This is a genomic window from uncultured Methanobrevibacter sp. (assembly GCF_905235195.1).
In the GTDB taxonomy this organism is placed as follows: domain Archaea; phylum Methanobacteriota; class Methanobacteria; order Methanobacteriales; family Methanobacteriaceae; genus Methanarmilla.
This window is the reverse complement of the sequence record NZ_CAJOKH010000007.1, coordinates 1-25,709: the sequence shown is the minus strand read 5'-3', so window position 1 is coordinate 25,709 and position 25,709 is coordinate 1. Positions and strand designations below refer to the sequence as shown.

21 protein-coding genes are annotated in these 25,709 nt (G+C 25.3%); 4 read left to right on the top strand and 17 right to left on the bottom strand.

Going from position 1 to position 25,709, the window contains the following annotated elements; all coding sequences use genetic code 11:
• Positions 1-1,584: 1,584 nt before the first annotated feature.
• Positions 1,585-2,433, top strand: a complete 849-nt coding sequence (locus tag QZ146_RS01185; protein WP_295721659.1) for a methanogenesis marker 8 protein — start codon at positions 1,585-1,587, stop codon at positions 2,431-2,433.
• A 142-nt stretch (positions 2,434-2,575) separates the two neighbouring features.
• Here the strand turns inward: QZ146_RS01185 and QZ146_RS01180 are convergent, their stop codons facing one another.
• Positions 2,576-3,574, bottom strand: coding sequence for a DUF362 domain-containing protein (locus QZ146_RS01180; RefSeq protein WP_295721657.1), 999 nt, complete (start codon positions 3,572-3,574; stop codon positions 2,576-2,578).
• A gap of 460 nt (positions 3,575-4,034) precedes the next feature.
• Here QZ146_RS01180 and QZ146_RS01175 point away from each other — a divergent pair, with 460 nt between their 5' ends.
• On the top strand, positions 4,035-5,054 hold the full coding sequence (locus QZ146_RS01175) for a multidrug transporter (RefSeq protein WP_295721655.1): 1,020 nt from the start codon (positions 4,035-4,037) through the stop codon (positions 5,052-5,054).
• Positions 5,055-5,278: 224 nt separating this feature from the next.
• Here the strand turns inward: QZ146_RS01175 and QZ146_RS01170 are convergent, their stop codons facing one another.
• Positions 5,279-5,773: a hypothetical protein gene (locus QZ146_RS01170; protein WP_295721653.1), complete on the bottom strand. Its 495-nt coding sequence runs from the start codon at positions 5,771-5,773 to the stop codon at positions 5,279-5,281.
• 127 nt (positions 5,774-5,900) lie between these two features.
• Positions 5,901-6,389, bottom strand: a complete 489-nt coding sequence (locus tag QZ146_RS01165) for a hypothetical protein (protein ID WP_295721652.1) — start codon at positions 6,387-6,389, stop codon at positions 5,901-5,903.
• 505 nt (positions 6,390-6,894) lie between these two features.
• Between QZ146_RS01165 and QZ146_RS01160 the strand changes: the two genes are divergently transcribed.
• Entirely contained in the window at positions 6,895-8,808 is a 1,914-nt protein-coding gene (locus tag QZ146_RS01160) for a hypothetical protein (RefSeq protein WP_295721650.1), read from the top strand.
• A 216-nt stretch (positions 8,809-9,024) separates the two neighbouring features.
• Complete coding sequence (gene cobM, locus QZ146_RS01155) at positions 9,025-9,780, top strand: precorrin-4 C(11)-methyltransferase (protein WP_295721648.1); 756 nt, start codon at positions 9,025-9,027, stop codon at positions 9,778-9,780.
• A gap of 165 nt (positions 9,781-9,945) precedes the next feature.
• Here cobM and cfbA (QZ146_RS01150) read toward each other — a convergent pair whose 3' ends face one another.
• From cfbA (QZ146_RS01150) to QZ146_RS01085, 14 genes are all read right to left on the bottom strand, one after another.
• The gene (cfbA, locus tag QZ146_RS01150) at positions 9,946-10,902 is read right to left on the bottom strand and encodes a sirohydrochlorin nickelochelatase (protein ID WP_295721646.1); all 957 of its coding nucleotides are present in this window, start codon (positions 10,900-10,902) and stop codon (positions 9,946-9,948) included.
• 566 nt (positions 10,903-11,468) lie between these two features.
• Entirely contained in the window at positions 11,469-11,927 is a 459-nt protein-coding gene (cfbA, locus tag QZ146_RS01145; RefSeq protein WP_295721644.1) for a sirohydrochlorin nickelochelatase, read from the bottom strand.
• 375 nt (positions 11,928-12,302) lie between these two features.
• Positions 12,303-13,022: a thymidylate synthase gene (locus QZ146_RS01140; RefSeq protein ID WP_295721642.1), complete on the bottom strand. Its 720-nt coding sequence runs from the start codon at positions 13,020-13,022 to the stop codon at positions 12,303-12,305.
• 256 nt (positions 13,023-13,278) lie between these two features.
• Positions 13,279-13,689: a hypothetical protein gene (locus QZ146_RS01135; RefSeq protein ID WP_295721640.1), complete on the bottom strand. Its 411-nt coding sequence runs from the start codon at positions 13,687-13,689 to the stop codon at positions 13,279-13,281.
• A gap of 73 nt (positions 13,690-13,762) precedes the next feature.
• Positions 13,763-14,575 (bottom strand): DUF368 domain-containing protein, encoded by an 813-nt coding sequence (locus tag QZ146_RS01130; RefSeq protein ID WP_295721660.1) that lies wholly within the window; start codon positions 14,573-14,575, stop codon positions 13,763-13,765.
• 88 nt (positions 14,576-14,663) lie between these two features.
• Positions 14,664-15,632, bottom strand: coding sequence for a methionine synthase (locus QZ146_RS01125; protein ID WP_295721638.1), 969 nt, complete (start codon positions 15,630-15,632; stop codon positions 14,664-14,666).
• Positions 15,633-15,703: 71 nt separating this feature from the next.
• A complete protein-coding gene (locus QZ146_RS01120; RefSeq protein WP_295721636.1) occupies positions 15,704-16,018 on the bottom strand; it encodes a DUF1894 domain-containing protein in 315 nt (104 codons plus the stop codon).
• A gap of 50 nt (positions 16,019-16,068) precedes the next feature.
• A complete protein-coding gene (locus QZ146_RS01115) occupies positions 16,069-16,542 on the bottom strand; it encodes a DUF1890 domain-containing protein (protein ID WP_295721634.1) in 474 nt (157 codons plus the stop codon).
• Between the two features lie 212 nt (positions 16,543-16,754).
• Positions 16,755-17,837 (bottom strand): hypothetical protein, encoded by a 1,083-nt coding sequence (locus QZ146_RS01110; protein ID WP_295721633.1) that lies wholly within the window; start codon positions 17,835-17,837, stop codon positions 16,755-16,757.
• A 299-nt stretch (positions 17,838-18,136) separates the two neighbouring features.
• Positions 18,137-19,159, bottom strand: coding sequence for a DUF354 domain-containing protein (locus QZ146_RS01105; protein WP_295721631.1), 1,023 nt, complete (start codon positions 19,157-19,159; stop codon positions 18,137-18,139).
• 945 nt (positions 19,160-20,104) lie between these two features.
• Complete coding sequence (gene hypB / locus QZ146_RS01100) at positions 20,105-20,773, bottom strand: hydrogenase nickel incorporation protein HypB (protein ID WP_295721628.1); 669 nt, start codon at positions 20,771-20,773, stop codon at positions 20,105-20,107.
• Positions 20,774-21,083: 310 nt separating this feature from the next.
• Positions 21,084-21,461: a hydrogenase maturation nickel metallochaperone HypA gene (gene hypA / locus QZ146_RS01095; protein ID WP_295721627.1), complete on the bottom strand. Its 378-nt coding sequence runs from the start codon at positions 21,459-21,461 to the stop codon at positions 21,084-21,086.
• 150 nt (positions 21,462-21,611) lie between these two features.
• Positions 21,612-23,357, bottom strand: coding sequence for a hypothetical protein (locus QZ146_RS01090; RefSeq protein ID WP_295721625.1), 1,746 nt, complete (start codon positions 23,355-23,357; stop codon positions 21,612-21,614).
• 42 nt (positions 23,358-23,399) lie between these two features.
• Positions 23,400-25,238: a YhgE/Pip domain-containing protein gene (locus QZ146_RS01085; RefSeq protein ID WP_295721623.1), complete on the bottom strand. Its 1,839-nt coding sequence runs from the start codon at positions 25,236-25,238 to the stop codon at positions 23,400-23,402.
• Positions 25,239-25,709: the final 471 nt, after the last annotated feature.

Sequence of the window (25,709 nt, the reverse complement as noted above, 5' to 3'; positions counted from 1 at the left end):
CATGGCTTAATCGAATCCCAATAGCAGTAGCTTCTGCCAGGATCAAACAGATTTGACAGAATACATAAAAAACCATAAAAAAATAGTTCGAAGTACACATAAAGAATATAGACGAGTATAACACAATTAATTGCATAATTAATAACAATCAAATATCACCACATCTACTAAACCAACATCACACCCAATACTAGTATTGGGTCCTCATTAAAATAATTGATAATAAATCAATAAAATATTGATTAATTATAAACATAAATAAAATTTTACTATATGTGGAAAAACAGTCATCATAGTCATAATGTTGATTATACATATTGACTTAAACCAACGCCAATAACATATAGTACATACTTTACTCAATGTTTTAACAATAACAAAAATTATTTGAAAATATTGCAATATTACTAATATTAAATAATACTTATTTATACACTAATCTTTTTAAAAAAAAATATAATTTTAAGAATTGTATTAAAAAAATATTTAATATTTGCCCTTAAATAAATTAATTTTTTTAATGATTTTGATAATTATCAGTTATTTGATTTATAACAATTAATATAACGTTTATTAATATAATATATCAATTTACTTTTAATATATTTAAAATTATTTATTTACTAATATTTTTATAAGTTTATAATAAATTATACATAATTTAATAAAAAATCAAATGTTTTTATTAAAATTTTAAAAAAAGGCCTAAAAAGTAATACAAAAGTTTAAAAAAATATTAATGAATAATATTTAAAAAATTAATAAAAATTAAAATAAATTTGAACATAATTTAAATTTTATAAAAAATTTTAGAAAATTTATAAACATAATATAAATACCCAAAATATGGGAATATTTAAAAGTTTAAGGTAAAAATAGACTTTTATAAAAAAAGTAATTATAAAATAATAGCTAATAAGAGAATATTAAAATTAATTAATTATTATTTTTATATGGATATGGAAAATATCACATATATAAAAAAATAAAGTTAAATAAAATTTTTTTTAAATTAAATTAAAATAAAATATTTTTTAATGAATATATATTAATATTGTTATATTTGTTTTATTCAATCCTATATAATTTAAAAAAAAATCTTAGAAAAAATTAATTATAATATCTACGAAAATCAAGGATTATTATTTTCTAATTTAAAAAAATAGCTAATCTAATAATAATTTATAAAAAAATAATGAAAAATATTTTGGACAAAAATTATAAAATGATAAAAATAATATATAAATAGATAAATATAACAATAGTTAAAATATATCTAAATTATTAAAAAAATAATTTAAAAAGATAAAAATAAATTAAAATTTGTAAGAGAATTAAAAAATATTCAAAATAGTAAGAAATAAAATAATAAAATAATAGAATAAATAGATGAATAGAATAAAATAGATGAATAGAATAAAATAGATGAATAGAATAAATAGATGAATAGAATAAATAGATGAATAAAATAAATAGATGAATAGAATAAATAGATGAATAGAATAAATAGATGAATAGAATAAATAGAATAAATAGAAGAATAACTAGTAGAATAAATAAAAAATAAAAAATGAGAGTGATTTAATGATAAAAGACAAACACGTTATAGAAGCATTAAGTTCTAAGATAACAATAGAAAATGGAAAAATTACAGATGTAACAGAACCTAAAATTGAAAACTGTCCCATATTTGAAAAAGGCCATGGGATTAAAAAATTGACTAAAGAAAATATTAAAAAAAATATTAACTTTAGAATGAAACACTTTGGATACTGTACTAAGAAAAGAGAAGTAAGTCAAGAAGATACACTTGTTGCAGTAGGAATATCTGAAATACTTTCAACAAATATAAGGTTAAAAAAAATTGATGTAGTTGTTGGAGCATGTGATGGTGTTGGAACATTACTTATGGAAAAACCTGAAATTGTACAAGGAGTAGGAGGAAGAGTTTCAGGACTTGTAAGTACAAGTCCTCTACCAGAAATTATAGAAAAAGTAGGAAAAGAAAATGTATTATTTCCAGAAACTGCAAACTTAGATCCAATTGCAGGAATAAAATTTGCTATTGAAAAGGGATATAAAAATATTGCAGTAACCTTACTTGGAGGTCCAATAGTAAAGGAAATAGCAGAAATGAAATTACCTGAATCTATAAATTTATTTTTATTAATTGCACATACAACAGGTATTTCAAGAGAATTAGCAGAGGAATGTTTCGAATACGGAGACATTATTACTGGATGTGCATCAAAACATATACGGGAAGTTGCACAAGAGCAAAATGCATACTATTATGGAAAAATTGTATCAATCTATGCGGGAAGTGAAAGAGGAAGAGAATTATTAGATAATCACCTCAAAGAAATTGGTGAAGACTTAAGTACTGCAAATTATCCTCAAGATAAAAGTTATTTGCCAAAACCTTTGTTATAAAATATATTTATTAAAATATGGTGTGTCAAAATTATATTTTTTAAATAAATTCTTTGTTTATATTTAAAATTAGGTATTAATGGAGTTTTAAAAAAAGTTTTATACCTTAACATACAATCATTCTAAAATAAAAAAAAATAGCTTAGTTTTCAATATTAACCAGACTATCAATCTTATCAAAAACATCAACAACATTAAGGTTTTGATAATCAATAGTTATAGCATTCTTTGGACATTTATTACTACATTGTCCACAACCTTTACATTTTTCTGTATCAATAACTGCTTTTTTATCTACAATTTCAATAGCTTCTGTAAAACAAATATTCGCACAGATACCACAGCCAACACATTTTTCATAATTAGTATATACTTCAATACCTGGAAGTTTAAAGAAATTATTTTGGAGACTGTCACTTAAATTAGGATATACTCTCCATAAACAACAACATGGACAACAGTTACAAAGTGTTAATAATTCTTCACCAGGTGATACATTTAACCATAGCTCATCAATTTTATTTCTACCCATAATATGTACAAGTCCTGCATTATTACATTTATCAATATGTTCAATTGCATCTTCAACTGTAGCTTCACGACAATATTTACGAGAAATCTTTTTTGTTGCATTACCCATAAATATACATCCTAAATCTTGAGGATAATCTTTACAATCTGCACTTGAGCGACATAAACATTTATTCATTATAACAATGTGGTTTGCTTTTCTAATAATTTGTTTAATTATATCACTTGGAAATACTATTTCTTGAGGAGTATCAAATTTTTCATTAATTTCTATAGTTTCATTAACCGTTATTGGCATATCCTCATTATTATCATTGTTATTAATATTTATATTATCCTTTTCATTGGAATTTTTATTCTTATTATTAATTACTTCTTGTGTGAGTTTATCAACATCTTCCTCTGATTCTTCAATCTTTTTAATGATATTTGCAACACTATCATCATTAGGAATAAAAAATACACCATCCTTTTCAAATAAGATTCTAGTTATAATTCTATTGAGTATATTGGATTGTCTAGTTAATTTTGCTGTTTTAAAACGGAATCCAAATATATGTTTGACAAGTGAGGTACTCAAATCCTCAAATACTATTTTTTTCTTTTTCATATTATACATCCTAATAGTTGAATAGTAATAGATTAAAGATTTTCATATTATACTTGCAAGAGCAAATAAATAATAATAGATTAAAGAATATAAAAACCGATTAATGACTAAATATTAAAGTAAAAAATAATCATGTTAATAATTAATGAAAAATAATCAATAATATCTACAAAATCAAATTTAAATAAAATTATAAATATGAATATAAATTTAAAAGTATATAAAATTGACTAAAAATAAAATAATTGAAATAATAAATTTTGATAACTATCTAGATTAATAAAATTCTAATAAAAATAAAAATAAAAAGAAATTGAAACAAGTTTTAATTTTTTAAAGCCTTTGGTGAAAATAATAAAATAAATTAATTTAAATTTTTTTACAATAGAAAAAATTAATAAAAATAATTAAATTAAATTAAATACAATATATAATAATTCGAAATTAAGAGGATAAAAAAATGTCATATATTGTTCCATACATTCCATTAACTATAATTGCATTAATATGTGGATTAGTTTCATGGCTATTAACCATATGGTTAATGCCACATTTGATTAAAAGACTTGAAAAAGCAAATATTGTAGGAAAAGATATTCATAAAAGTACTAAACCAATAATTGCTGAGATGGGAGGATTAGGAATACTTTTTGGTGTTATTATAGGTATTTTTATAGGAATTATTTTACATCCAACATTATCTTATGAACTATCTGTTGTTCTTGTTGTAATACTGCTTGTAGGTATAATTGGAATAGTAGATGATTTACTTGCACTTAAAAGTAAAGAAAAATTAATACTTCTTTTTATAGCAGGTCTTCCTCTTGTATGGATTGCACCATCCGGAGTTGGTATATTATATATGATCTCAATACCTATTATTGTTTCAATTGCAAGTAATTTAACTAATATGCTTGCAGGATTAAATGGTATAGAATCTGGTCTTGGAGTAATTTCAATGACCTCACTTACAATTTGTTGTATTATTCTTGGAAAATATGATGTAACCATATTAAGTATGAGTATGTTAGGAGCACTTATAGCATTCTTACACTTTAATAAAGCACCTGCAAAAGTATTTCCCGGTGATACTGGAACCCTCATCATTGGTGCAAACATAGCTGCAATAGCTTTAATTGGAAGGATAAAATTAGTTGCCTTTATAATTATGTTACCAAACATTATAGATGCAGCATTAAAGTTCTATAGTGCAGGTGTAATGAACAGAACAGAACAACAACCTACACAATTAAATGAAAATGATGAATTAGTAAAACCTGAAAAAGGATTTAAATCCCTTATAAGGTTAGTTTTAAGACATCCTGAAAAAGAAACAAATGCAGTGAAAATGATTTGGATAATTGGAATTATTTTTGGTATTGTTGGAATACTCGTTACAATTTACATGCCAATAATTACAGGTAATGCATCTGTAGAGAGAATTTTCATGTTAAAAGATCATTTATATTATAATGTTTAATATTTTTTAATATCCTTAATCTAAACTTTTATTTATTATAAAGTACTTAAGTTAATGCTTATTTCTTATTTTTTAAATTTTATAAATCTCACATCTATTAAAGTCATCAATTATTTATAAATTCTTATGTTAAGGAGTATATTCTATTTTTTTAATTTTATAAACATAATACCTATTTAAAACCATCAATTTAAAAATTATATTTAAAATTTAGTCAAAAAAATTTAAACCCAAATAACATCATTAGTCAAATAAGCATAATTGTCAGAATAGCACTGATAATAATTACCAACATCAGTTGAATCTTCATTATGAAAGGCATAGACTATACTTCTTCTAACACGAGTATTGATTTTTTGAGACATTTTAGCCTTTTCAATTTCAGAAAGTTTCTCATTAGAACTTGCTGTAACTTGAATTCTAATAGTAGGTTTATTTAAAGAACTATCATTTCCAATGAAAACATAAGAAATATTAATTATTTTAACAGTCTTAGGATGAGTTAATTGTTTATTGGAATTTATTTGAGAATATTCATTTATTGTATAAACAGACACACTATCAACTACAGCCCCCTCCAATGCACCACTTTCTGCAGCATTAAGTGCCATGTTAATCTCATTTTCTTGGAATACATAATTTACAGTGCATATAATGATTATTATCATTAAAGATAATAAAAATAAAAATTCCATTGTAATTTGACCTTTATCATCCATAATAATAACCCATATTTGATTTAATTAATTTTGATTAAAAAAAAATAAAAAACAATTACTATCTTAAAATAAAATAATAATAAAAATAAAATAATGAAAAAAATAAAACAAAGACCTAAAACTAATATTAAGATATTTGAACAAATAGAATAAATGTCTGATTATTCTTCATTTCTTTTGAAACCTTATAATCACTTCCAGAATATAAATTTATATAGGATAAGGAATTTCCATATTTATTTTTAATAATAATCGGATAAATACGGGCATCTGCCCGGTTAAAATTATCATAAAGAGTTATTGTATTTTTATTAACACGAATATAATAAGGATATCCGAAAACTTCTGATTTTAAATGTATAACAGTTGAATAACCTGAATCTTTAGAACTTACCTTATTAATTTCACTTGCAAGACTATCTAAAATTAATCTTTCTTCTATATTTTCATTATCTGAATAAATATTTGAAAGATTAGAATAAACAAATCCAAAGACAATCGTTGAAAGGATTATTAAAATAAAAAATGAAAATAAAAAATCCATAGATATGACTGCTTTTTTATCTGTAAAAATTTTTGAGTTAATAGAGTTAATAGTTCCCACAAGACGATCCATAAATAGAATTAATAGTGTGAATATTAAGTATTTTATTATTAAAAATTAAATTAATACTTAAATTAAAATTAAATATTAATATTAAAATTATTTTAAAAATTAAAAATAATTAGTAATTAAAATATTATTTTAGACTTAAAATAAAAATCTTAATATATAAAATATATAATACATTTTTTAAGAGATATGAAATTCTGTTAAATCGAAAAGTATGCATAGATAACTTAGATTATTGAGTATATTTGATAAGATAAAAATATATAATAAAATATAAATGATATTAAAGACTAACAGAGTTATAAAGTCTCAAATTCCTTTGAAGTAGATCATGGAATATTCTTAATATCTTTATGTTTTAGAGTAAGAGTAATAATTTTTATTTTTTTATTTTATTTTAGAATTTTGTAATTTAATTTAATTCTAAAACCTATTTTTTAATGAAAAAGTTTATTATTTGATATGACATAGTAATTGTATTAATAATAATAGATGTGGACATTGCACAATGAAAAATAAAAGCATATATGTATTAGCATTGTTGTTTCTTGTTTGTATTTTAAGTATTTCAGCAATAAATGGAACAGAAAATACTTCAAATAAAAATGTAGTTAATACGGATAATGATAAAAATATTTTAGAAACAAATAATCAATATGATGATGTTTCAACTAGTAAAGATAATTGTGAACTTAATTTAGAAACAAACAATGATAATGAGCAATGTAATTCTAAAAAAGATAAAACAACAACAGTAAATGAAAATCCACTTACTTTTTCTGACTTAAATAAAACTATTAATGATAATTCTAATTCTACAATCTACTTATCCACCAATTACACATTTTATGGAGATTTAGACCATGATTTTCCAGATGGTATTCCTATAAATCGTAACTTAACGATTTATGGGGCAGGAGTAACATTAGATGGTAGCAGTATGGCAAGAATTTTCTATGTATCCAATTTAAATCTTAGTGTTAATTTTTACAATATTAATTTCATAAATGCTTTTCAAGCAAATTCTGGTGGAGCAATATATGGGGGTAATGCTTACAACTGTACATTCACAACAAACAATGCAGAAGAGGATGGTGGAGCAATACACGAGGGTAATGCTTACAATTGCACATTCACACAAAATGTTGCTACAATATATGGTGGAGCAATACACGAGGGTGATGCATACAACTGCATATTTACACAAAACAGTGGAGGATATGGTGGAGCAATGCGGAATGGAAATGCTTACAACTGTACATTTACTAATAACACAGCTGATGTAGGCGGAGCAATGTATAAGGGTGAGGCTGTTTTATGTATATTTACTAATAATGATTATGAACAGACAACCATTATTCCTGCTACAATAAATGCATTAGAATACACATCATCTTACCAATCAGGGGGACGATTAAAATTCAACTTAACAGCAAAAGACAGGATATTTGATGGATTTAATACTACCATTAACATATATAAAGACAATGTAGTATACACTACCGTTTATGGTTTAACAGGTGAAGGATGGATTGTAGATTTAGAACCTGGCGAATATATTGCTGAGTTAAGTCTTCCATTATATCCAGAAGTAACACCAATAAATACAACCATTAACGTTTCAAAAGCAAATACAACCGTTGAAATAAGCCCTATTACAAACGTTATCCTAGGAAAAGAAATAACAATAAATTACACTACCAACAGTAATGGAACAGTTACAATCAAAGTAAATGGCCAAGAAATAACTGATGGTAAATTCACACCTACCAAAGAAGGCATCTATAATGTAACTATAGAAACAGCAGAAAACGACTACTACACAAAAGCAACAAACCAAACCACATTTACAGCTAAATTAGCAAGTAAAATTACTGCAAATCCAGTAAGTACTATTTATAATGTAGATAAAAATTTAGTAGTTACATTAAAAGATCAAAATGGTAAAACTATAAACAAAGCAGTATTAACAGTGAACTTAGATGGTAGTAAAAAATATACAACTGATAGTAATGGACAAGTTAAAATTAATGTTGCTACACTTGCACCAAAAACATATAATGCTAAAATCAAATATGAAGGATCAGATTTATATAGTAACTCTACTGCGTCAGTAAAAGTCACAGTGAAAAAAGCTACACCAAAAATAACAGCAAAATCAACAAGCTATAAACTAAAAGTAAAAACAAAAAAATATACTGTAAACTTTAAAGACAATAAAAACCATCCTCTTAAAAGCACTAAAGTTACATTAAAAGTTAATGGTAAAACTTATAGTGTTAAAACTAATAGTAAAGGTCAAGCAACTTTTAAAATAACAAACCTTAAGAAAAAAGGAAGATACACTGGACTTATAACAGTCCCAGCAAACACTTACTACAACAAAATAAGCAAAAAGGTAATAATTGCTGTAAAACAATAAAATAGTTTAATATTAAGAGTTAACAATAACTCTTACTCTTTTTATTTTTAAAAAACATAATCTTAATATAGTATATAAAAATTAATACTCAAATACTAATTAAATATTTAAAATTATTTTAAATTTAATAATAATAAAAAAATTCAAAAAAAATAATATAATTATATTAAAATAATGATTAATTAAAATAAAATAAAAAAAATAACTGTGATAATAATGAAAGGTAAATGTGTTTTTATTGGTGCAGGTCCTGGTGATGTTGAACTTTTAACACTAAAGGGATATAAAGTAATTCAAAAAGCTGAAGTAATCATTTATGCAGGTTCACTAGTAAACCCAAAAATATTAGAATATAATGAAAATAATGCAAAAATCTACAATAGTGCATCAATGGATTTAAATGAAACAATTGAAGCAATAAAAAAATGTGTAAATGAAGGAAAACTTGTTGCAAGAGTACATACCGGAGATCCATCAATATATGGTGCAATAGCAGAACAAATAAGAGAACTTAAAAAATTAGATATAGAATATGAAATAATACCTGGAGTAAGTTCAGTATTTGGTGCTGCAGCAACACTTGAAAGTGAACTTACATTACCTGAAATCTCACAAACGGTTATTATCACACGTCCCGAAGGAAGAACACCAAAACCTGAAGGAGAAAGTTTATCAAGCCTATCAAAACATCATGGAACAATGTGTATCTTTCTAGGAGTTGGAATGATTGAAGACGTTGTAGATGAATTACTTGTAGGTTATGAGAAAACCACACCAGTAGCAGTCGTTAAAAAAGCAACATGGCCAGATGAGGAAATAGTTAGAGGTACACTTGAAGATATTACAGAAAAAGTTAAAAAAGCAGGATTTAGAAAAACTTCTATGATAATAGTTGGAGATGCAATTGGAACATTTGACTTCAATCCATCTAAATTATATGATAAAGACTTTAAACATGAATATAGAAACTAGTTTTTCTATTAAATCCTTTTTTTATTTATAAACAGAATAATAAATTTAAAGAAAAAATAAGATATGTAAATTATTGTAACTAAAGCTTATGAGTTATCATCTAAAAGTAAAATATAATTAATAGTATTAACTAGCTTTTAACAATCATCTAAAAAATAAGAAATATTAATCAATATTAACTAAAGCATTTTGAACCATTTCATCTAAAATGTCAATTAAAATATCATCAGCACCTATAGGATTTGAATATAAAATTTCACCATCAAACTCAAGGGTTTCATCATATTTATGTTCATGGTCTGAATCTTTTTCTAAAATAATCTGACCAATAGAAATATTTTGAGAACTAGTATTATTATTAGACTTTTTTTGAACTTTCTTATCATGATCCTCCTCATGAATAAGACCTAAAATAGTTTTAATATCTATTTTTGTATGAATTCCAGGAGCTATAAAAACAGGTACAACAACTAATCTATTAATACCTTTTTCAATTAAGTTATTTGCAGAGGTAGGAATATCCGGCTCAACAAGTTCCATAAACCCAAAATTAGAAATATATTTACTTTGTTTTGCATATTGGATATGAAGATTGCTGATAAATTCCTCATTATATTTTAATCTACTACCATGACAAATAAGTAAAACTCCAGTATTTGTATTATTTGGTAATTTAGATTCTGATAAACTAGATTCAACCCTATTATTAATTATATCAATAAGTTTTGGATTAGGACCTATGGGCCTAATTAAATCTATTTGGCCATTAAAGTTAATTTCCTCAAGGTTTTCCAAATAATCAATTTTAGAATTAGGATTTTTTAAACGAGGATCTGCGTTAAGAGGTTCTTTTCCCAACATAATAGGTATGTCAATAGTTGTATGAATACCATCTGCAAGAAATACTGGAACTGCTATAATATGGTCTAAGTTAGGATTACGATTATTTAATATATGTACTGCTTGAGAAACAGTAGGATTAGATACCTTCATATAACCTACCTCACTGTCAAGACCTGTTTTATTTATGAATTTATCACAAATTTCAGTAAATACCTTTTTAGCATATGAAAGACTACTCCCATGACTTAATAATAAAACAGCAGTATTTTCATTATCCATAAACAATACATCCTAATGATTAATTATTTAATTTAATTTAATTTTATATTTTATAAAATAAGTGTTATTACTTTTAACTATTAATGTTAATATTAAACTTTAACTATTAAATAATTTATGGACTAGTTTTATAAAAAAATAATGCAATATTGGTATAACTTATTATTAATATTGGCCTTAAAATAGGAAATATTCACAAAATAATAAAATCATTAATAGTAAACCAACATCTTACAAATAAGATTTCTAAATTTATCAAGAAAATATTAATTATAAAATTTAATGATAATGAATTAAAAAAAAGAAAAAGTATAAAGAATTATAAACTCTTTAATAAGTATTAAAATTAATATTAACATTTAAAAGATAAAAATAGTTTACAGAACAATAAAATAAAAAAAATAGCAAATAAACACTTATAAAAGACATTTCCATTAAACAAGAAAAAAATTATTAAATTATAAAATATAATAGGATGAATTTAAAAAATGAAAAAGTATAAAGAGTTATAATAAACTCTTAATAATAAAATTTTTGATGTAAATACAGAATATTAATTAATAAAATTAATCTACTTCATTAATCCTATCTTCGATTATACCTAAAATTCTCTCATCAACGCCTAAAGGTTCAGCAAGAATAATTTCTCCATCAAAATCAACAGATTCAATTTTATGATGGTGATGATGACCATGATGATGTTCATGACCATGGTCATGATGACTATGTGCATCCTCCTCATCCATTCTAACATCAAGACCTAAAATTTTAGGAATATCTCTTTTAGTATGTACCCCATTTGCAATAAAGACAGGTACAACAATAACTTTATCTAAATCAGCTTTTGATTTAAGATTTTCAAAAGCAGTAGGGATATCTGGTTGTCTAATTTCCATATATCCTACTTCAACAATAGCTTCAGGATTGTTTTTAATATACATATCTTTATAAGCATTAATTACTTCAGCACCATCTATTAATTTACTTCCATGAGAAAGCAATAATATTCCAGTTTTATCACACATAATATCACACATAATAAACTAAAATCTCAAAATAGTTTAAAATAGAAATTGAAAAAATTAACATAACTTAATCGTTCTTAAATTTTATTCAATATTAATTAAATTATTTTTTTAATTTATAAATTTTTTCAATAAAAAATACTGAAATTATTAATTGTAAAAATGTCCAAAAAAAATAGAAAAATAAAAAACACCAAATAATAGTAAAATTGTCTAAAAAAATTGAAATAAAAAAAGAATAAAAATAATAAAATCCGAATAGAAACTAACTAAACTAAACTAACTAAATTAAAGAAATATTAAAAGTATAATTAATTAAAAACAAAATAAAAATAGGATTTAAAAAGATAATCCTAAAACCCGGTAATAATATTATTATTGTTGTTTAGAACGTTTTTCAGCATCATCAAAATCTGTTGAGTAAATATGTGCACTAATAGAGTGAACTGTAATCGGTGCAACATTAACACCAACTTCATTTGCAACATGCTGAGCAAGATAAGTTAAACCAACAACATTTGGAAACCAAGCACCATAAATATCATGTGATCTCCAAAGAGCAGTAGTATATAAACTATCTCCTCTAATTTTAAAATCAACTAAAATTAAACAAGGAACTTCCTCATTAACAGTATCAAGATGTGGATCCCAAGTAACTGAAATAGCTCTACGAGATTCTTTACAATTTTTTAACCTGTCAATAGCCACCTGAATTTGGTCTATTCCAGTATATCCTTCATCATCCACCTCATCAGACAAGTAATCTTCATGATTACGGAGTCTGCTTCCATAAGTATATACAAAACCAGGATTATCTCTACTTAAAAACTGCTCAGAATATGTAGTTATCCTATCCCCTGCCCAGAAATGTCCTTCTGGAAAACGAATATTTTCAATAGTATTATACTCCTCACCTAAACCAAAAAATCCACTACTTTGTTTTCCTAAAGGATTTTTAATTTTAGTGACTACATTCAATAATTCTTTAGTAGTTGAACCTCTCTCATCATCAACTAAACTACCATGAGTATAAACTAATTTAACTAAATCTTCCCAACAATCTGCTATTTCAGAATTTTCGATTTTATATACCATAATACCCTAACCTAATTAAATAAATAAACTATTTTTATTAAGTTCTGTTATTTTATAATTTGATTATTACCATTATTTGTAATTTTTGACAATAATAAAAATTTTTTTACTAATAAGATATTTTTACTTTGTAATATATAATCTTTTGATTATTAATAATATAAAAGTTAAAAACTTAAATTTAAAATGTTTAAATTAAGAATATATTATTTATTATTATAATAATTTAAGAATAATAAAAAATTAATAAATTAATTTAAATTCCACAATAAGGACTTCCTCCAAAATAAAATCCAAGTCTGGATAGGAAGTGTTCAAAACCATTATAATCTAATTCTTCATAATCGATTAAATTATAAAGTTTAATATGTTGTTTTTCAAGTAATTCATTAAAAATTTTAAAATCATAATCTAAAAGTATATCTTCAACATCTGAAGGATATAATTTAAAGACAATATCTGCATGAGAATTATTTAAAGTAACATCACTAAGGCCCTCTACCAATGAAACATCAACTCGATTTATACCTTTAGTTAAAAGAACCATTGAATCATCAAAACCATCAAGTAAAAATCCTATTCGACCTCCATCAACAATTCCATTAAACATATGTTTAGAATTGTCTGCCCATTGTTGCCATTGATAAATATTAAAATATTCTTCCATAAAACCATCTTAAGATTAAATCAACTCATAAAACTATCTAAATACAAAATCAATTCATAAAAGCATTTAAAGATTAAATCAATTCATAATCAAATTTTGTCTCAACTATAAGTACAATGGCCATGCCAATAATGCCAATAACTAAACATACTAAATAATTAGAAGAATCTGTACCAACTACTTGCATCATTGGAACTCTCATAGAACCAATCATAATACCAATAAGTCCTGCAACAGTTTCAAGTTTATAGTTTTCTAAAAGATATTTGATTATTCTACTCATTGACATAAATCCTAATCCTGCACCAAAAACAAATACAATAATATCTATTATTTGAAGATTGTGTAAAGCTGCAATCATATATTCATATTGGCCAAGTAGAAGCAATATTGAAGAACCTGAAATTCCAGGAAGCAACATTGCACAAATAGCTATAAAACCAGAAATAAAAAGTATAGGTAAACTATGAGCTGCTTGAATAGGATTAAGTCCAACAAAAACATATCCTAAAACTGCAAAGATAATTGTAATACTAATAGTTTTAATGTTTAATGCATCTAGTTGCTTATAGAGAATATATATTGATGCTAAAATTAAACCTGCAAAAAAGGAATATGTAAAAGCAGCATAATCATTTAATAGGAAATTTATGATTCCTGCCATCATAACCATAGCAATAACCATACCTAAAATTAAAGGTATGAAAAATTTAAAATCGATTTCTTCAAATAATAATTTTTTAAATTTTGAAGAGTTACCCTTTAAAAGTGGCTTTAAGAACATAAATTTAATATTACTTATTGAACCAATTAATTTATCATATATTCCAGTAATAAGAGCGATTGTTCCTCCAGAAATTCCGGGCATAATATCAGAGGTACCCATTAATAATCCTCTAAGAAATATTCCCATTATAGTTTTAAAATCATCCATAAAATATTCTCCATAAAATTCTATTAAAAAAAAGCGATTATTATCTTCCAAATTCATTATTTAAATTACACATTAATTCTAATTTCCCATATGCATTATCATAAGTTAATTTACCAAGGCCACAGTCAGGATCAAATAAAATATTTTCACTACCAAGTAATTCTACAGCATCAGTCATTAATTTTTTTGTACTTTCTTTATCATCAACAGCATCAACAGATGAATCCACACATCCAAATCCTATTTTTTTACCTTCCAAATCAGAGAGATTGTTTTTAATAATATTGAAATTAACATCATTGCCAGCAAATTCCAAGTCTAAAATCTCAACATTAAATTCAGCTAAATCCTTAAAAATTTCAGATAAATTACCGCAGGCATGAACTGCTATTGGAAGTTTTATGGCCTTTGTCAATATATCAATAGCTTCAGATGCAATCTTCATATTTACAATACCTACTGAAAGCATTGGTTCATCAATCTGAATATACTTTACATTTGTTTTCTTTTCAATTGAAGATAACTCTTTATTAAAAGCTTTAGCATAATCAAGTATAGCATCATCTTTACTTTTATAAAAAGCTCCAATTCTAGATGAGTGAATCATTGTTGAAGGTCCTGTCACAACTGCTTTTACGGCCTTTCTTTCTTTTTCCGCTCTTGTTAAATCAGCCCCTGATAAAAAATCATTGAGAGTTTGTTCAGCAGTTTTAATATCATTTATAGTAATATCATCCCGTGGAGGGCGAATTTTAGAGTTAATTACAGTTGTACCTTCTTCAATACTCATCCCCGGCATATTTGATGAAAAATAATTTATCATATTCATATTTTCCCTTATACCTCCATCAGCTACTATATCAACACCTGCTTTAAGTTCGCTTAGAACAATATCTTTAATAGCTTGGATGTAAGGATCATAAGAACCTAAAATATTTTTAAATTTATCATTAAAAGAGTTTGGACTTTTAAGTTCATGAGGAAAACTTCCAACTACTGTAGTTAACATTTAAATCCTCCATTTGAGATTATTTATAAATTTATAATATTAAATATAATTAAATTTTTTAAAAATCGATCTTAACGTTTATAATCAATATTTTTCATTAAGATTTCGTCAATATCTTCTTGTTCAACTGGAAGTTCAATTGCAGATGTACCATTACATGGTTTAGTATATGTAATACATACTGTTTTTTTATCCTGATTAATTCCAACCGGTATTGGTGGAACTCCAATAAGTCTAATTCCTAATATTTTTTCACCAGGATTAATATGTACAATTTCTTTTGAATTTTTACGAATCTCTTCAGCACACTCTTTAAATCCAGACTGTGAAAGTAAAATTTCATAATCCTCTGATTGCTGAAGATAATTATCTAAACAAAATGACATAAATTTGCCTCCATAAAAATCTTTTTTAAAATTTATTAATCATTATAAATTTAATTATTATTTTCTTCCTTTAACTTATTTAAAGCCTTATCTAAACTTACCCTAATTGGATTTGGATTATGATATGCTTTAGATTTGATTATTTCTGCATCTGTACTTTGAGCAACCATTTGTGCATATTCTTCAACCAATGAAGAATCTCTTTGAAAAACTAATGCTATTGCTTTAACATCCGTCATTAAAGTACAATAAGTAATGAAATAAGTAGCTGCAGAATCTTTATGAACAAAACCTAAAATTAAATCAAAATCTGAGCCTTCTACTTGATCTAAAAAATTATCAATATTAACATTTTCATGTTTATAATATTTTTTAGGGTCTGAAACTTTCACAAGTTTAGCAGCTGCAGGATTTGAAGATACTGTAACATCATAACCCATATCTGTTAATTTATCTATTGCATAAATCGCCATTGGAGTTTGTGAAGGAACTTCAGGACAACCTAATAATAATAATGCTTTCATTATAAACCATCCTATCTTTTATAAATTTTCAAATCATGACAAAATGATTTTAAAAATTATTAATAATAATATATTAATTATATTTTTATTAATAAATAAAGGTTATTATTAAATATAATTGATAATTAATAAAAATAAGTGAAAATACCTAATAAATAGAAATATAAAGAAAAATTAATAAATAAAAAAGAAATGAAAAGAGTTTAAAACTCTTAATGTCGTTTAACCGTAACAATATGGCCTAAAACAGATGCTGCTAAAAACAGGAAGGTTAATAGAGCCAGACCATTGATAGTCCTATTAAATATAAATAAACCAACTAAAGACTGAGCAATAAATCCGGAAAGACATCCCATTAAAAGAACTTCTTTACCTAAATATTTTTTATTATTTTTCTCTCTTTTTTGTCTGTAGATGGATAATATTTTAAGACCTAAAACAATTACAATTAAAACAAATGCTATAAGAACAATTAAGCCAAGGTAACCAAAGTCAAATGTATATCCAAAGATACCGCTTAACATATAATCAATAGTATCTTTCTGGTTAACAAGTGTACCAAAGAATAATGGGAACGGTAATCCAAAGAACAATACTAATTGCATTGGTAAAGATATATAACCTTCTGCAAATCCAGTAGCTGTGTCATTAGTCCAGAATGAAGCTGAAGTATTATGCCCTATTAAATTAGAACTTGAAAGTACAGTATGAAGACTATTTCCAGAATATGTTTCAATTCTCTGCATCCTAAGTACAGGTGAAAAGATTTCCATACCTGAAATCATTGAAAATATCTGAAGTAAAGCAAATGCAGCAACCACAAGTCCTGCGAAAAGCATGATTCTTTTAGGAGTTAAAATGGATTTTTCCCTGAAAGATTTTGCAATAACCAAATATCCGATAAATAATCCTACAATCCAAAGAACTAAAAATGATCTGTGCATCATTCCACCAAAAACGGTGATTCCAGCAAGTAAAATATAAACTATTTTCTTTAGACCCTTAACATTCACTCCCGATTCTTCCATTACTTTCATCGACGATAAAGCTGTAATTACACTAGCAAGAGCAATAGGACCAAATGGATGTGTAAACTCATTTTGTCCAAAAGATGCAAATAACATAACAAGATCTATAGCAAATATTAAAGTAAATGCTCCAGATAAAAATAATGATAAAAATGTAACTACACTAAGTGATAAAGGAACTAAATTAATTATAAATATCATTGTAGCAATTAATATAATTGCAACTTCAATTATGAGTTGTAAATGATTTGCAGCAATAAGTAACATTTTTTATCACAAAAGAATAATTTTTTTAAATAAACTAATATTATAAACTATTAAAATAATTTAAATTAATAATAATATAATTTAAGAAATATTTTAAAAAACATTAAATTATTTTTTAAAATTATTATTAAATATTATGTTTAAAATATACTTAAATTTATCAATATTATATATTAAAAATTTTTATACAATCTATTCATTTGTTTTAATTATAATTAAAACTATTGTTTTATATGAATCCATAAACAATTGAAAAAAAATATGAAAATAAATTTTAATAAGCTAATAGAATTATTAGCTTATCTTCCAAGGTCATAAATATTATCTACAACAAGTTTAAACAAATCATCATGCTCAATATTTATTTTTTCTCCAGGGTTAACAATAGAAGTTAAAGCACTAGTAATTATATCCCTTGTATCCATAGATCTATACATTAAACCTTTATCAATATAATACTGGTCCACTGATAAAGTTTTTCCAGGATAACATGAAATTACAGGAGTCTGTAAAATAGCCGCTTCTCTATTCATAGTCCCTCCAGCACCTATTACAAGGTCACTGCTTTTAATAATACTGGAAGTGTCAACAGGTGGTTCTAGTATAGTAACATTTTCAATATCCTCAAAAATTTCAGCCTGTCTTGAAAATCTTGGAAGAATTAATATATTTGCATAATCTTTAAGTTCATTTACAATAGGAGTTAAAACAGATTTATTACAATCCGCATCTAAATAAGAAGCAAGAGAAGGTTCAGGACGCATAAAAATTGTTTTATCAAATTCTAGTTCTAAACCTAAATCATTAAATATATTTTCATTATATTCAAAGTTTTTAAAGTGCATTAATTCACTGGTACCATTGTATTTTGTAATGGTATTTGGATCTGCACCATATTGCATTAATTTCCACAAATCTATTACATTTGGTGATATAATCCTATCGCACAAAGGGAGTGTAAGTTTATTGGCTGCAGTTGCATGTTCATTATCCAAAACATACAAACTAGATATACCTAGACCATAAGCTATCCTTGGAAGCTCAATAGAATGCTTACTAACGGCAACATCAATCTTTTCATCAGCAACAACTTCTATCATCTCATTAACACGTTCTGTTGAAGTTTTTAGTTTTTCATATAATGAAACACCATGACTTCCTATAGATATATACTCTAAATCATACATATTCATTAATTTATGTATATCTCCAAAATCTCTTGTTGTAACTATTACATCCTCACCTTCACTTATAAGATATTTAATTACATCTTTAAAGAATCTGACATGAGGAGCATTAGTTATATCAATCCATATTTTCATCTTTTTATCAGCCCTTTTAGTATTAATTAAAGGTTTGTCTTTTAATATTTAAACAATTTATGTTTATATTTAATTTTAAAATCTTGCTTAAAAACACTTATAATATAAAAGATTAAATTTTTTTATTTGATAATTTGATTTATATTAATAAATTAATTATTTATTAAATTTAAAAAGAGATTATGAGAATAATATAAAAATTAAATATAAATAGATAAAAAACAGCAAAAGAAATAAAATTAGAAAATATTTCAAAATTTAAAATAAAATTGAGAAATTCTAATTTTAGTTTCTATTTTTTTAACAAATGAGGTGAATCAAAAGTATAAATATTTTGAGTGTGATTTAAGGCTTTTATTAAAATACTTTTGATTCAAGCTTTGAAGAGTAGGCATTAGATAATTTTTTTGGCAGATAATCTATGTGTAACGAAAACTATAATTTTAAAACAATTTTTCAAGAGAGATAAATTTTAGAGGTAATTATAATTTTTAGGTATGCCTAAACTTCTTACATAATAGTATTGATTTCTTAGTATATAAAGGTTTAGGTATACCTAAATCTTTTAGTGAAAATTAAAATAAATAAAGTCAATTTAAATAATTGAAAATAATTAAAAGTGTCCACCAAAAACCAAAAATTCATATTGAAAAATTTATTAAAATGCTTATTTCTTGATTTAAAGAAATGATTTTATTAAAAAATTCTATTTTGGCGGACACTCTTAAAAATTAAAAAAAATTAAAAAGAATTTTTTCTATTAATATGTTAATTTTTGAAAAAAATCAGAAATTAATTAAAGTTTATTCCTTAATGTTTAACTCAAAATCAATATAACTAAGGATTTCTATAAAGCCAAAAATTAGTAAAAATTGATCTAAAAATAAAAAAAGAATCTAAGAAAATAGAAGAATATATTGAATAATAAAATAATTAAATAAAAATTTAATTATCTTTATTATAGTCTGCTTTAGCTTTATTAACAGCATTTATAAATTCATCAAGACCGATACCCTCTTTTAAACTCATAGTAATAACTTGAATATCAGGTTTGATTTTTTTAGCATCTGCAACCATCTTATCAACATCAGAACCTACTGCATCTGCTAAATCAATTTTATTAATAATAGCTAAATCAGAATCTTGGAAAATATAAGGGTGTTTTTCAACAGTATCATCACCTTCAGTAACACTTACAATAACAACTCTCATATGAGAACCTAATTGGAAGTCAACTGGGCAAATTAAATTACCAACATTTTCAATAATAACAGTATCAAGAGAATCTAAATCTAATTCTTCAAGACCATGTTCAACTAAATGTGCATCAAGATGACATTCAGTCCCAGTACTGATTCCTGCAACTGGAACACCATGACTTTCAATTCTATCAGCATCATATTTACTAATTAAATCTCCAGCCATTACACCAACTTTTTCATCTACAGCATCAACATATTTTTCAATAAGTGAAGTTTTTCCAGAACCAATAGCACCTACAAAATCTATACAAAAAACATTATAACCATCAAATAATTTATGATTAAATTCAGCAATTTTATTATTAGCTTTCATTATATTCTCTGCAACAGTAACATCTGCAACTTTATGCATCTAATCACTCCTAAAAATTAAATAAAATTTCATATTTTATTAATTAAATTGATTTCATAAAATAATATTTAAAAACATAATAATCTGTTAAGCAAATTATTAGATATTAATAATAATTATTAATTAATATATTATATAATCATTATTATCTATAGAAAATAAAGTATTACTAATTTTTAAAAAATCTATAAAAAGTATTACTAAATTAATTGATTTTAAAAAAAATTTATAGTATTTAAAGTAATTGAATAATGTTTTTAAAACTATGATTTAAAATAATAATAGCTTTTAAAGCTAAGTTGTATATTATTTAATTTTCATCCTCTTTATCAATAATAATATTTTTAACAATAACATCCTTACCATTAATAACATCAATCATATAAGAATCACATTTAGGACATTTGATAGCAGGCATATAATGATCACGATCATCAATAATAGCTTCTCCTTCAAAATCACAATCCTTACATTTGATTTCTGCAGGAATTTCTTCAATGACAAATTCAGCATTACTTGCTATAGTATCTTCATTTAAAACACCTAACATAAATTTAACTTGTTCGGGGTTAAGCATAGCTAAACGTCCAATTTCTATAACAACTTTTGTAACTTGAGTAGCATTGTTCTTTTCAGCATTTTCTATTACTGAATCTAAAATTCCTTGAGCCATTGATAATTCATGCATTTTTATAACCTTAAAATATTAATTTTAAAAACATTTCATTAAAATCTTTGATAAGAATAATATATTAAATTTACTATAAAATAATTTAAATTTTAATGTTAAAAATAAGATTAGTGAAAAAAAATAAAAAAAGGAGTAAATGCATAGCATTTACCTTAAAACTTTTGCAGCTTTTTTAGCAGAAACACCATTAAAACTAGCTGAATAATTAATTATATTACCAATTTTAAGATTTCTTAATATTTTACTAGTAATCTTAGCTTTTGCAATGCCCTTTGAATTAGTTTTAACTTTATAAGCAATACCATTGAATTTAAAAGTAACAAGTTTGCTTTTAAGTGCTGCAGAACCTATTTTAAATGATGCCTGCATTATTAGATTTTTAGCAGATCTTTTAACAATCAAGGTTTTAAGATAGATTTTTGTATTTTTATAAACACATTTTCTATGAACTCCACCATAAATATCCTTACCGCTAGGTGCTTTATTATTACTAAAAGTACATTTTATTGCTTTTGCACAGTGAATTTTATCAGAATCAGAGGTTCTAAATCCATAAATAGCACCACCTCTTTGACCTGCAACATTGTATGTAAAAGTTGAGCTTTCAATTAAATTTTTATAATATCTAATAGTGGAAACCCATTTACCTTTTACATAATGTCCAGATTGTTCATGGCATTTGAAAAATATAGCACCTCCATACATGGACACTTTATTTTTATTAAACTTGGAATTTTTAATAAATAAATTTTTACATCCATATACTGCTCCTCCCTTATTTTTAGCTTTATTTGAATTAAATGTTGATGATCTAATATCAATATGGGAGAATGCATAAACTGCTCCTCCACCAGTACCTTTAGCGACATTATTGGTAAATACACAGTTGGATATATGGTCTTTTCCATGTTCAAGAACAGCACTCATAATAATGGAAAAAAGAAGATTTAAATCTTCAGTAGCGTTAATATCTTTGAAAAATTCCTCATAGAATTCAGCACCCTTTTTAAGGGTTAGTGAGAAAACTGCTCCTGCATCTCCTCCTGCAGAATTTCTATTAAATTTAGAATTTTTTAAGTTTAATGCACCTAGAGAATTAATAGCACCACCTGCAGTACCTGCATAATTGTTTGTGAAATAACAATTTTTAACTGTTAAATCTGCAAAGTTTAATATTGCACCACCATAGATTTTAGCATGCCCATTTTTAAATTTAATATTTTCCAATATAACTTTATAAAAATGGAAATGTTTTCCATAGTTAATATTGAAAATTCTAGCAATACCTCTTCCATCAATCGTATGGCCATTACCATTAATAGTGATATTTTTATTAATAAAAATTCCAGTTTTGATAAACTTATTATCGTATTTATAATTACGTGTAAGCTTAATGACATCCCCATCTTTTGCTGCAATAATTAGCAATTGTAATTCAGTAAAAGTTCCATAATTTCCTTTAAGTGTAGTACTATTTAATAATTTAATCCCCGTTGAAACAGATGAATCTCTATTACTTACAATTTCAGGAGAAAGACCTAAATCTTTCTTACTACTAATATTCAAATGACTTAAATCTTTCTTACTATTAATATTCAAATGACTTAAATCTTCCTTACTACCAACATCAGAAGAAAAATCCAAATCTTCCTTACTACTAATATTAGAATGACTTAAATCCTTCTCACCACTAATATCAGAAGAAAGATCTAAATCATCATTTTTAACATCCCCAGTAGAAAACTTTACATCTTCTACCTCATTTAAATCAGTGTTAGCCATATTAGATGAAACTGAATTATCTCCTCTTCCACCAAAATCTGCTCCAACAACAGCAGATAAACTAAATAGCATACAAGTAATTAATAAAATAAACAATAAACTTTTTCTCATTTTATTACCCTCATATTATTTTTTTATACTTTAATAGCTAAACTAAAATAATCCACTTTGTTCCAAACGTTCTTGGAAGTATTTTGAACTTTTATCTGCTTTAGTTTTAATAAGAACTGATACAATAACCGTTATAATGCCAATTATCAGAAGAATAATTAATGCAGGAATATAATTTCCCCATACTACACCTAATTGGGCTTCACGTACCAGATTTATTCCATACGTCATTGGCATATACGAATATAAAGATTGGAAGAAATTATGCATAATTTGTATTGGATAAACCCCTCCAGTTGAAGAAATCTGAAGAACTAAAAGAATAACTACTATCCCTTCCCCAACAGTTCCAATTGCCGAAATTATTGAATATATTAAAATCATAAAGATTACCGATACCATTATGACCGAAAATATAAACAATGGGTAATTAGTAATATAAACACCCAATATTTGAGCTCCAACTATTGTTACGCAAGATTGCAATATACCCAATATAACATATAGCATCAATTTACCAAAATACATTTCAGTTGGCGTATACTTTGTTCCAGCACTTGATTTAGGTTCTATCATAACACAGGTAATTAAAGCACCTACCCACATAGATAATACTAAATAAAATGGAGCCACATTAGATCCATAATCTGGAACTGAAAACATTTCTTGCCTATCTAATTTAACTGGTGAGTAGAAATAATCCCCAATAAGTGTTTCATTAACACCTGTGATAGCTGAAAGTTGATTTGCAGATGATCCAAGCGCACCAGCTGCCGCAAATAATGCACCTGCTGCAGAAGTTCCAAGTAATTCTGCACCTGCTGCAAGGCTTAAAGAACCATCAGTTAACTCAACAGAACCATCAGCTAATTCACTGGCTCCTCCAGCGACTTGAGAAGACCCATTTGCCAACTGAACTGAACCTTCAGCTAACTTAACTGAACCATTAGCTAACTTAACTGAACCATCAGCCAAACTACTACTACCTTTTGCTAGTTCCGAATTTCCTTCAGCATATTTCTTAACAGGCCCATCAGGAATTAAAGACGGATCCACTGCAGATTCTAATTCTTCAGAAGCCTTTTTAACTTTAGTAGAACCTTGTTTAACTTTAGTAGAACTTTTTTTGATTTGACCGGCACCCGAGGAAACCTGACCTGCACTATTTTTAACTTGACCTGCACCATTTTTAACTTGACCTGCACCATTTTTAACTTGACCTGCAGCAGTTTTAACTTGACTTGCTCCGGCGGAAACTTGATTAGCACCTGATTGAAGTTGACCTCCACCACTAGCTAATTGACTAGCACCCTGTGCAAGACCTGCCTGCAATTCTCCAAGTTTATCATATGCTGCAAGATTAATAATTTGAACAATTTTTGCATTCAATGATGTATAAACTGTATTTGCACCAGAATCAGTTATCCGAGTAGCAACAGGATTGGATTTAATATTTACAACATACTCTAAATCGGCCTGTTTTGGATTATCCGACAGAATCGAAACAACATTCTCACTCAGATTTTTAGGCAATACAATACCGGCATAATAACGTCCATTAAAAACACCTTCTCGCAATTCTTTCTCAGAGACGAAGGTCCATTTAAATTTAGTATTATTTTTAAGCTCCTTTACAAGCTCATTACCAACATTAATATGATCGCCCTCAACATAAGCACCCTGATCCAAATTAGCAATTGCAAATTCAATATTCCCCGTATTTTCATAAGGATCCCAACATGCCAGTATATTTAAAAGAGCATAAAGGGATGGAAGAATAATTATTGCAATCAATACAATTGTTACTATAGGATTCGATACTGTTGATTTTAAGTCAGTTTTTATTATTTCAACAATATTAGTTATTGGTTTTCTATTCATAATACCCCTAAAATTAAATATAAATAATTTAAGACCATTTGGTTTAAAATTTTTTTTAAATTAATAACTAAATCATTTAACTCTATTATTTAATATAATACTATTTTTAAATATTATTTATAAAACTAATAAAAGACAAATTTCTAAAATATGAAATGTTTATAATTATATATAGAATTGAATATTTCAGATAATAGCATAAGCAATTATCCATATAATTATGTAGTTTTTGATAAAATCATTATTAGTAAAAATAAACTACAAATAAGCTAATACCTGTATTTATTAAATCTAATTAATAATTCAATTAATATAAATAATATTTAAGAATAATATTATTCATATTATATTACACTTTTATATTATATAAAATTTTAGGGGTCTGAATTTTTCAGTTCTCAGATAATTGTTGTATGGCTGTTTTTGAGTTAAATCCTAGTGATATGATTAAGGCTCCTAAAATACATTTAG

Excerpts from the sequence above, each read along its gene's own strand:
- QZ146_RS01110 (WP_295721633.1), bottom strand. The coding sequence starts at position 17,837 with ATGTTACTTATTGCTGCAAATCATTTACAACTCATAATTGAAGTTGCA.
- cfbA (WP_295721646.1), bottom strand. The coding sequence starts at position 10,902 with ATGGATAATGAAAATACTGCTGTTTTATTATTAAGTCATGGGAGTAGT.
- QZ146_RS01120 (WP_295721636.1), bottom strand. The coding sequence starts at position 16,018 with ATGTCATTTTGTTTAGATAATTATCTTCAGCAATCAGAGGATTATGAA.
- QZ146_RS01085 (WP_295721623.1), bottom strand. The coding sequence starts at position 25,238 with ATGAATAGAAAACCAATAACTAATATTGTTGAAATAATAAAAACTGAC.
- cobM (WP_295721648.1), top strand. The coding sequence starts at position 9,025 with ATGAAAGGTAAATGTGTTTTTATTGGTGCAGGTCCTGGTGATGTTGAA.
- cfbA (WP_295721644.1), bottom strand. The coding sequence starts at position 11,927 with ATGTGTGATAAAACTGGAATATTATTGCTTTCTCATGGAAGTAAATTA.
- QZ146_RS01165 (WP_295721652.1), bottom strand. The coding sequence starts at position 6,389 with ATGGATCGTCTTGTGGGAACTATTAACTCTATTAACTCAAAAATTTTT.
- QZ146_RS01115 (WP_295721634.1), bottom strand. The coding sequence starts at position 16,542 with ATGAAAGCATTATTATTATTAGGTTGTCCTGAAGTTCCTTCACAAACT.
- QZ146_RS01135 (WP_295721640.1), bottom strand. The coding sequence starts at position 13,689 with ATGGAAGAATATTTTAATATTTATCAATGGCAACAATGGGCAGACAAT.
- hypB (WP_295721628.1), bottom strand. The coding sequence starts at position 20,773 with ATGCATAAAGTTGCAGATGTTACTGTTGCAGAGAATATAATGAAAGCT.
- QZ146_RS01125 (WP_295721638.1), bottom strand. The coding sequence starts at position 15,632 with ATGTTAACTACAGTAGTTGGAAGTTTTCCTCATGAACTTAAAAGTCCA.
- QZ146_RS01105 (WP_295721631.1), bottom strand. The coding sequence starts at position 19,159 with ATGAAAATATGGATTGATATAACTAATGCTCCTCATGTCAGATTCTTT.
- QZ146_RS01175 (WP_295721655.1), top strand. The coding sequence starts at position 4,035 with ATGTCATATATTGTTCCATACATTCCATTAACTATAATTGCATTAATA.
- QZ146_RS01130 (WP_295721660.1), bottom strand. The coding sequence starts at position 14,575 with ATGGGTACCTCTGATATTATGCCCGGAATTTCTGGAGGAACAATCGCT.
- QZ146_RS01185 (WP_295721659.1), top strand. The coding sequence starts at position 1,585 with ATGATAAAAGACAAACACGTTATAGAAGCATTAAGTTCTAAGATAACA.
- QZ146_RS01170 (WP_295721653.1), bottom strand. The coding sequence starts at position 5,773 with ATGGATGATAAAGGTCAAATTACAATGGAATTTTTATTTTTATTATCT.
- hypA (WP_295721627.1), bottom strand. The coding sequence starts at position 21,461 with ATGCATGAATTATCAATGGCTCAAGGAATTTTAGATTCAGTAATAGAA.
- QZ146_RS01140 (WP_295721642.1), bottom strand. The coding sequence starts at position 13,022 with ATGGTATATAAAATCGAAAATTCTGAAATAGCAGATTGTTGGGAAGAT.
- QZ146_RS01160 (WP_295721650.1), top strand. The coding sequence starts at position 6,895 with ATGAAAAATAAAAGCATATATGTATTAGCATTGTTGTTTCTTGTTTGT.
- QZ146_RS01090 (WP_295721625.1), bottom strand. The coding sequence starts at position 23,357 with ATGAGAAAAAGTTTATTGTTTATTTTATTAATTACTTGTATGCTATTT.
- QZ146_RS01180 (WP_295721657.1), bottom strand. The coding sequence starts at position 3,574 with ATGAAAAAGAAAAAAATAGTATTTGAGGATTTGAGTACCTCACTTGTC.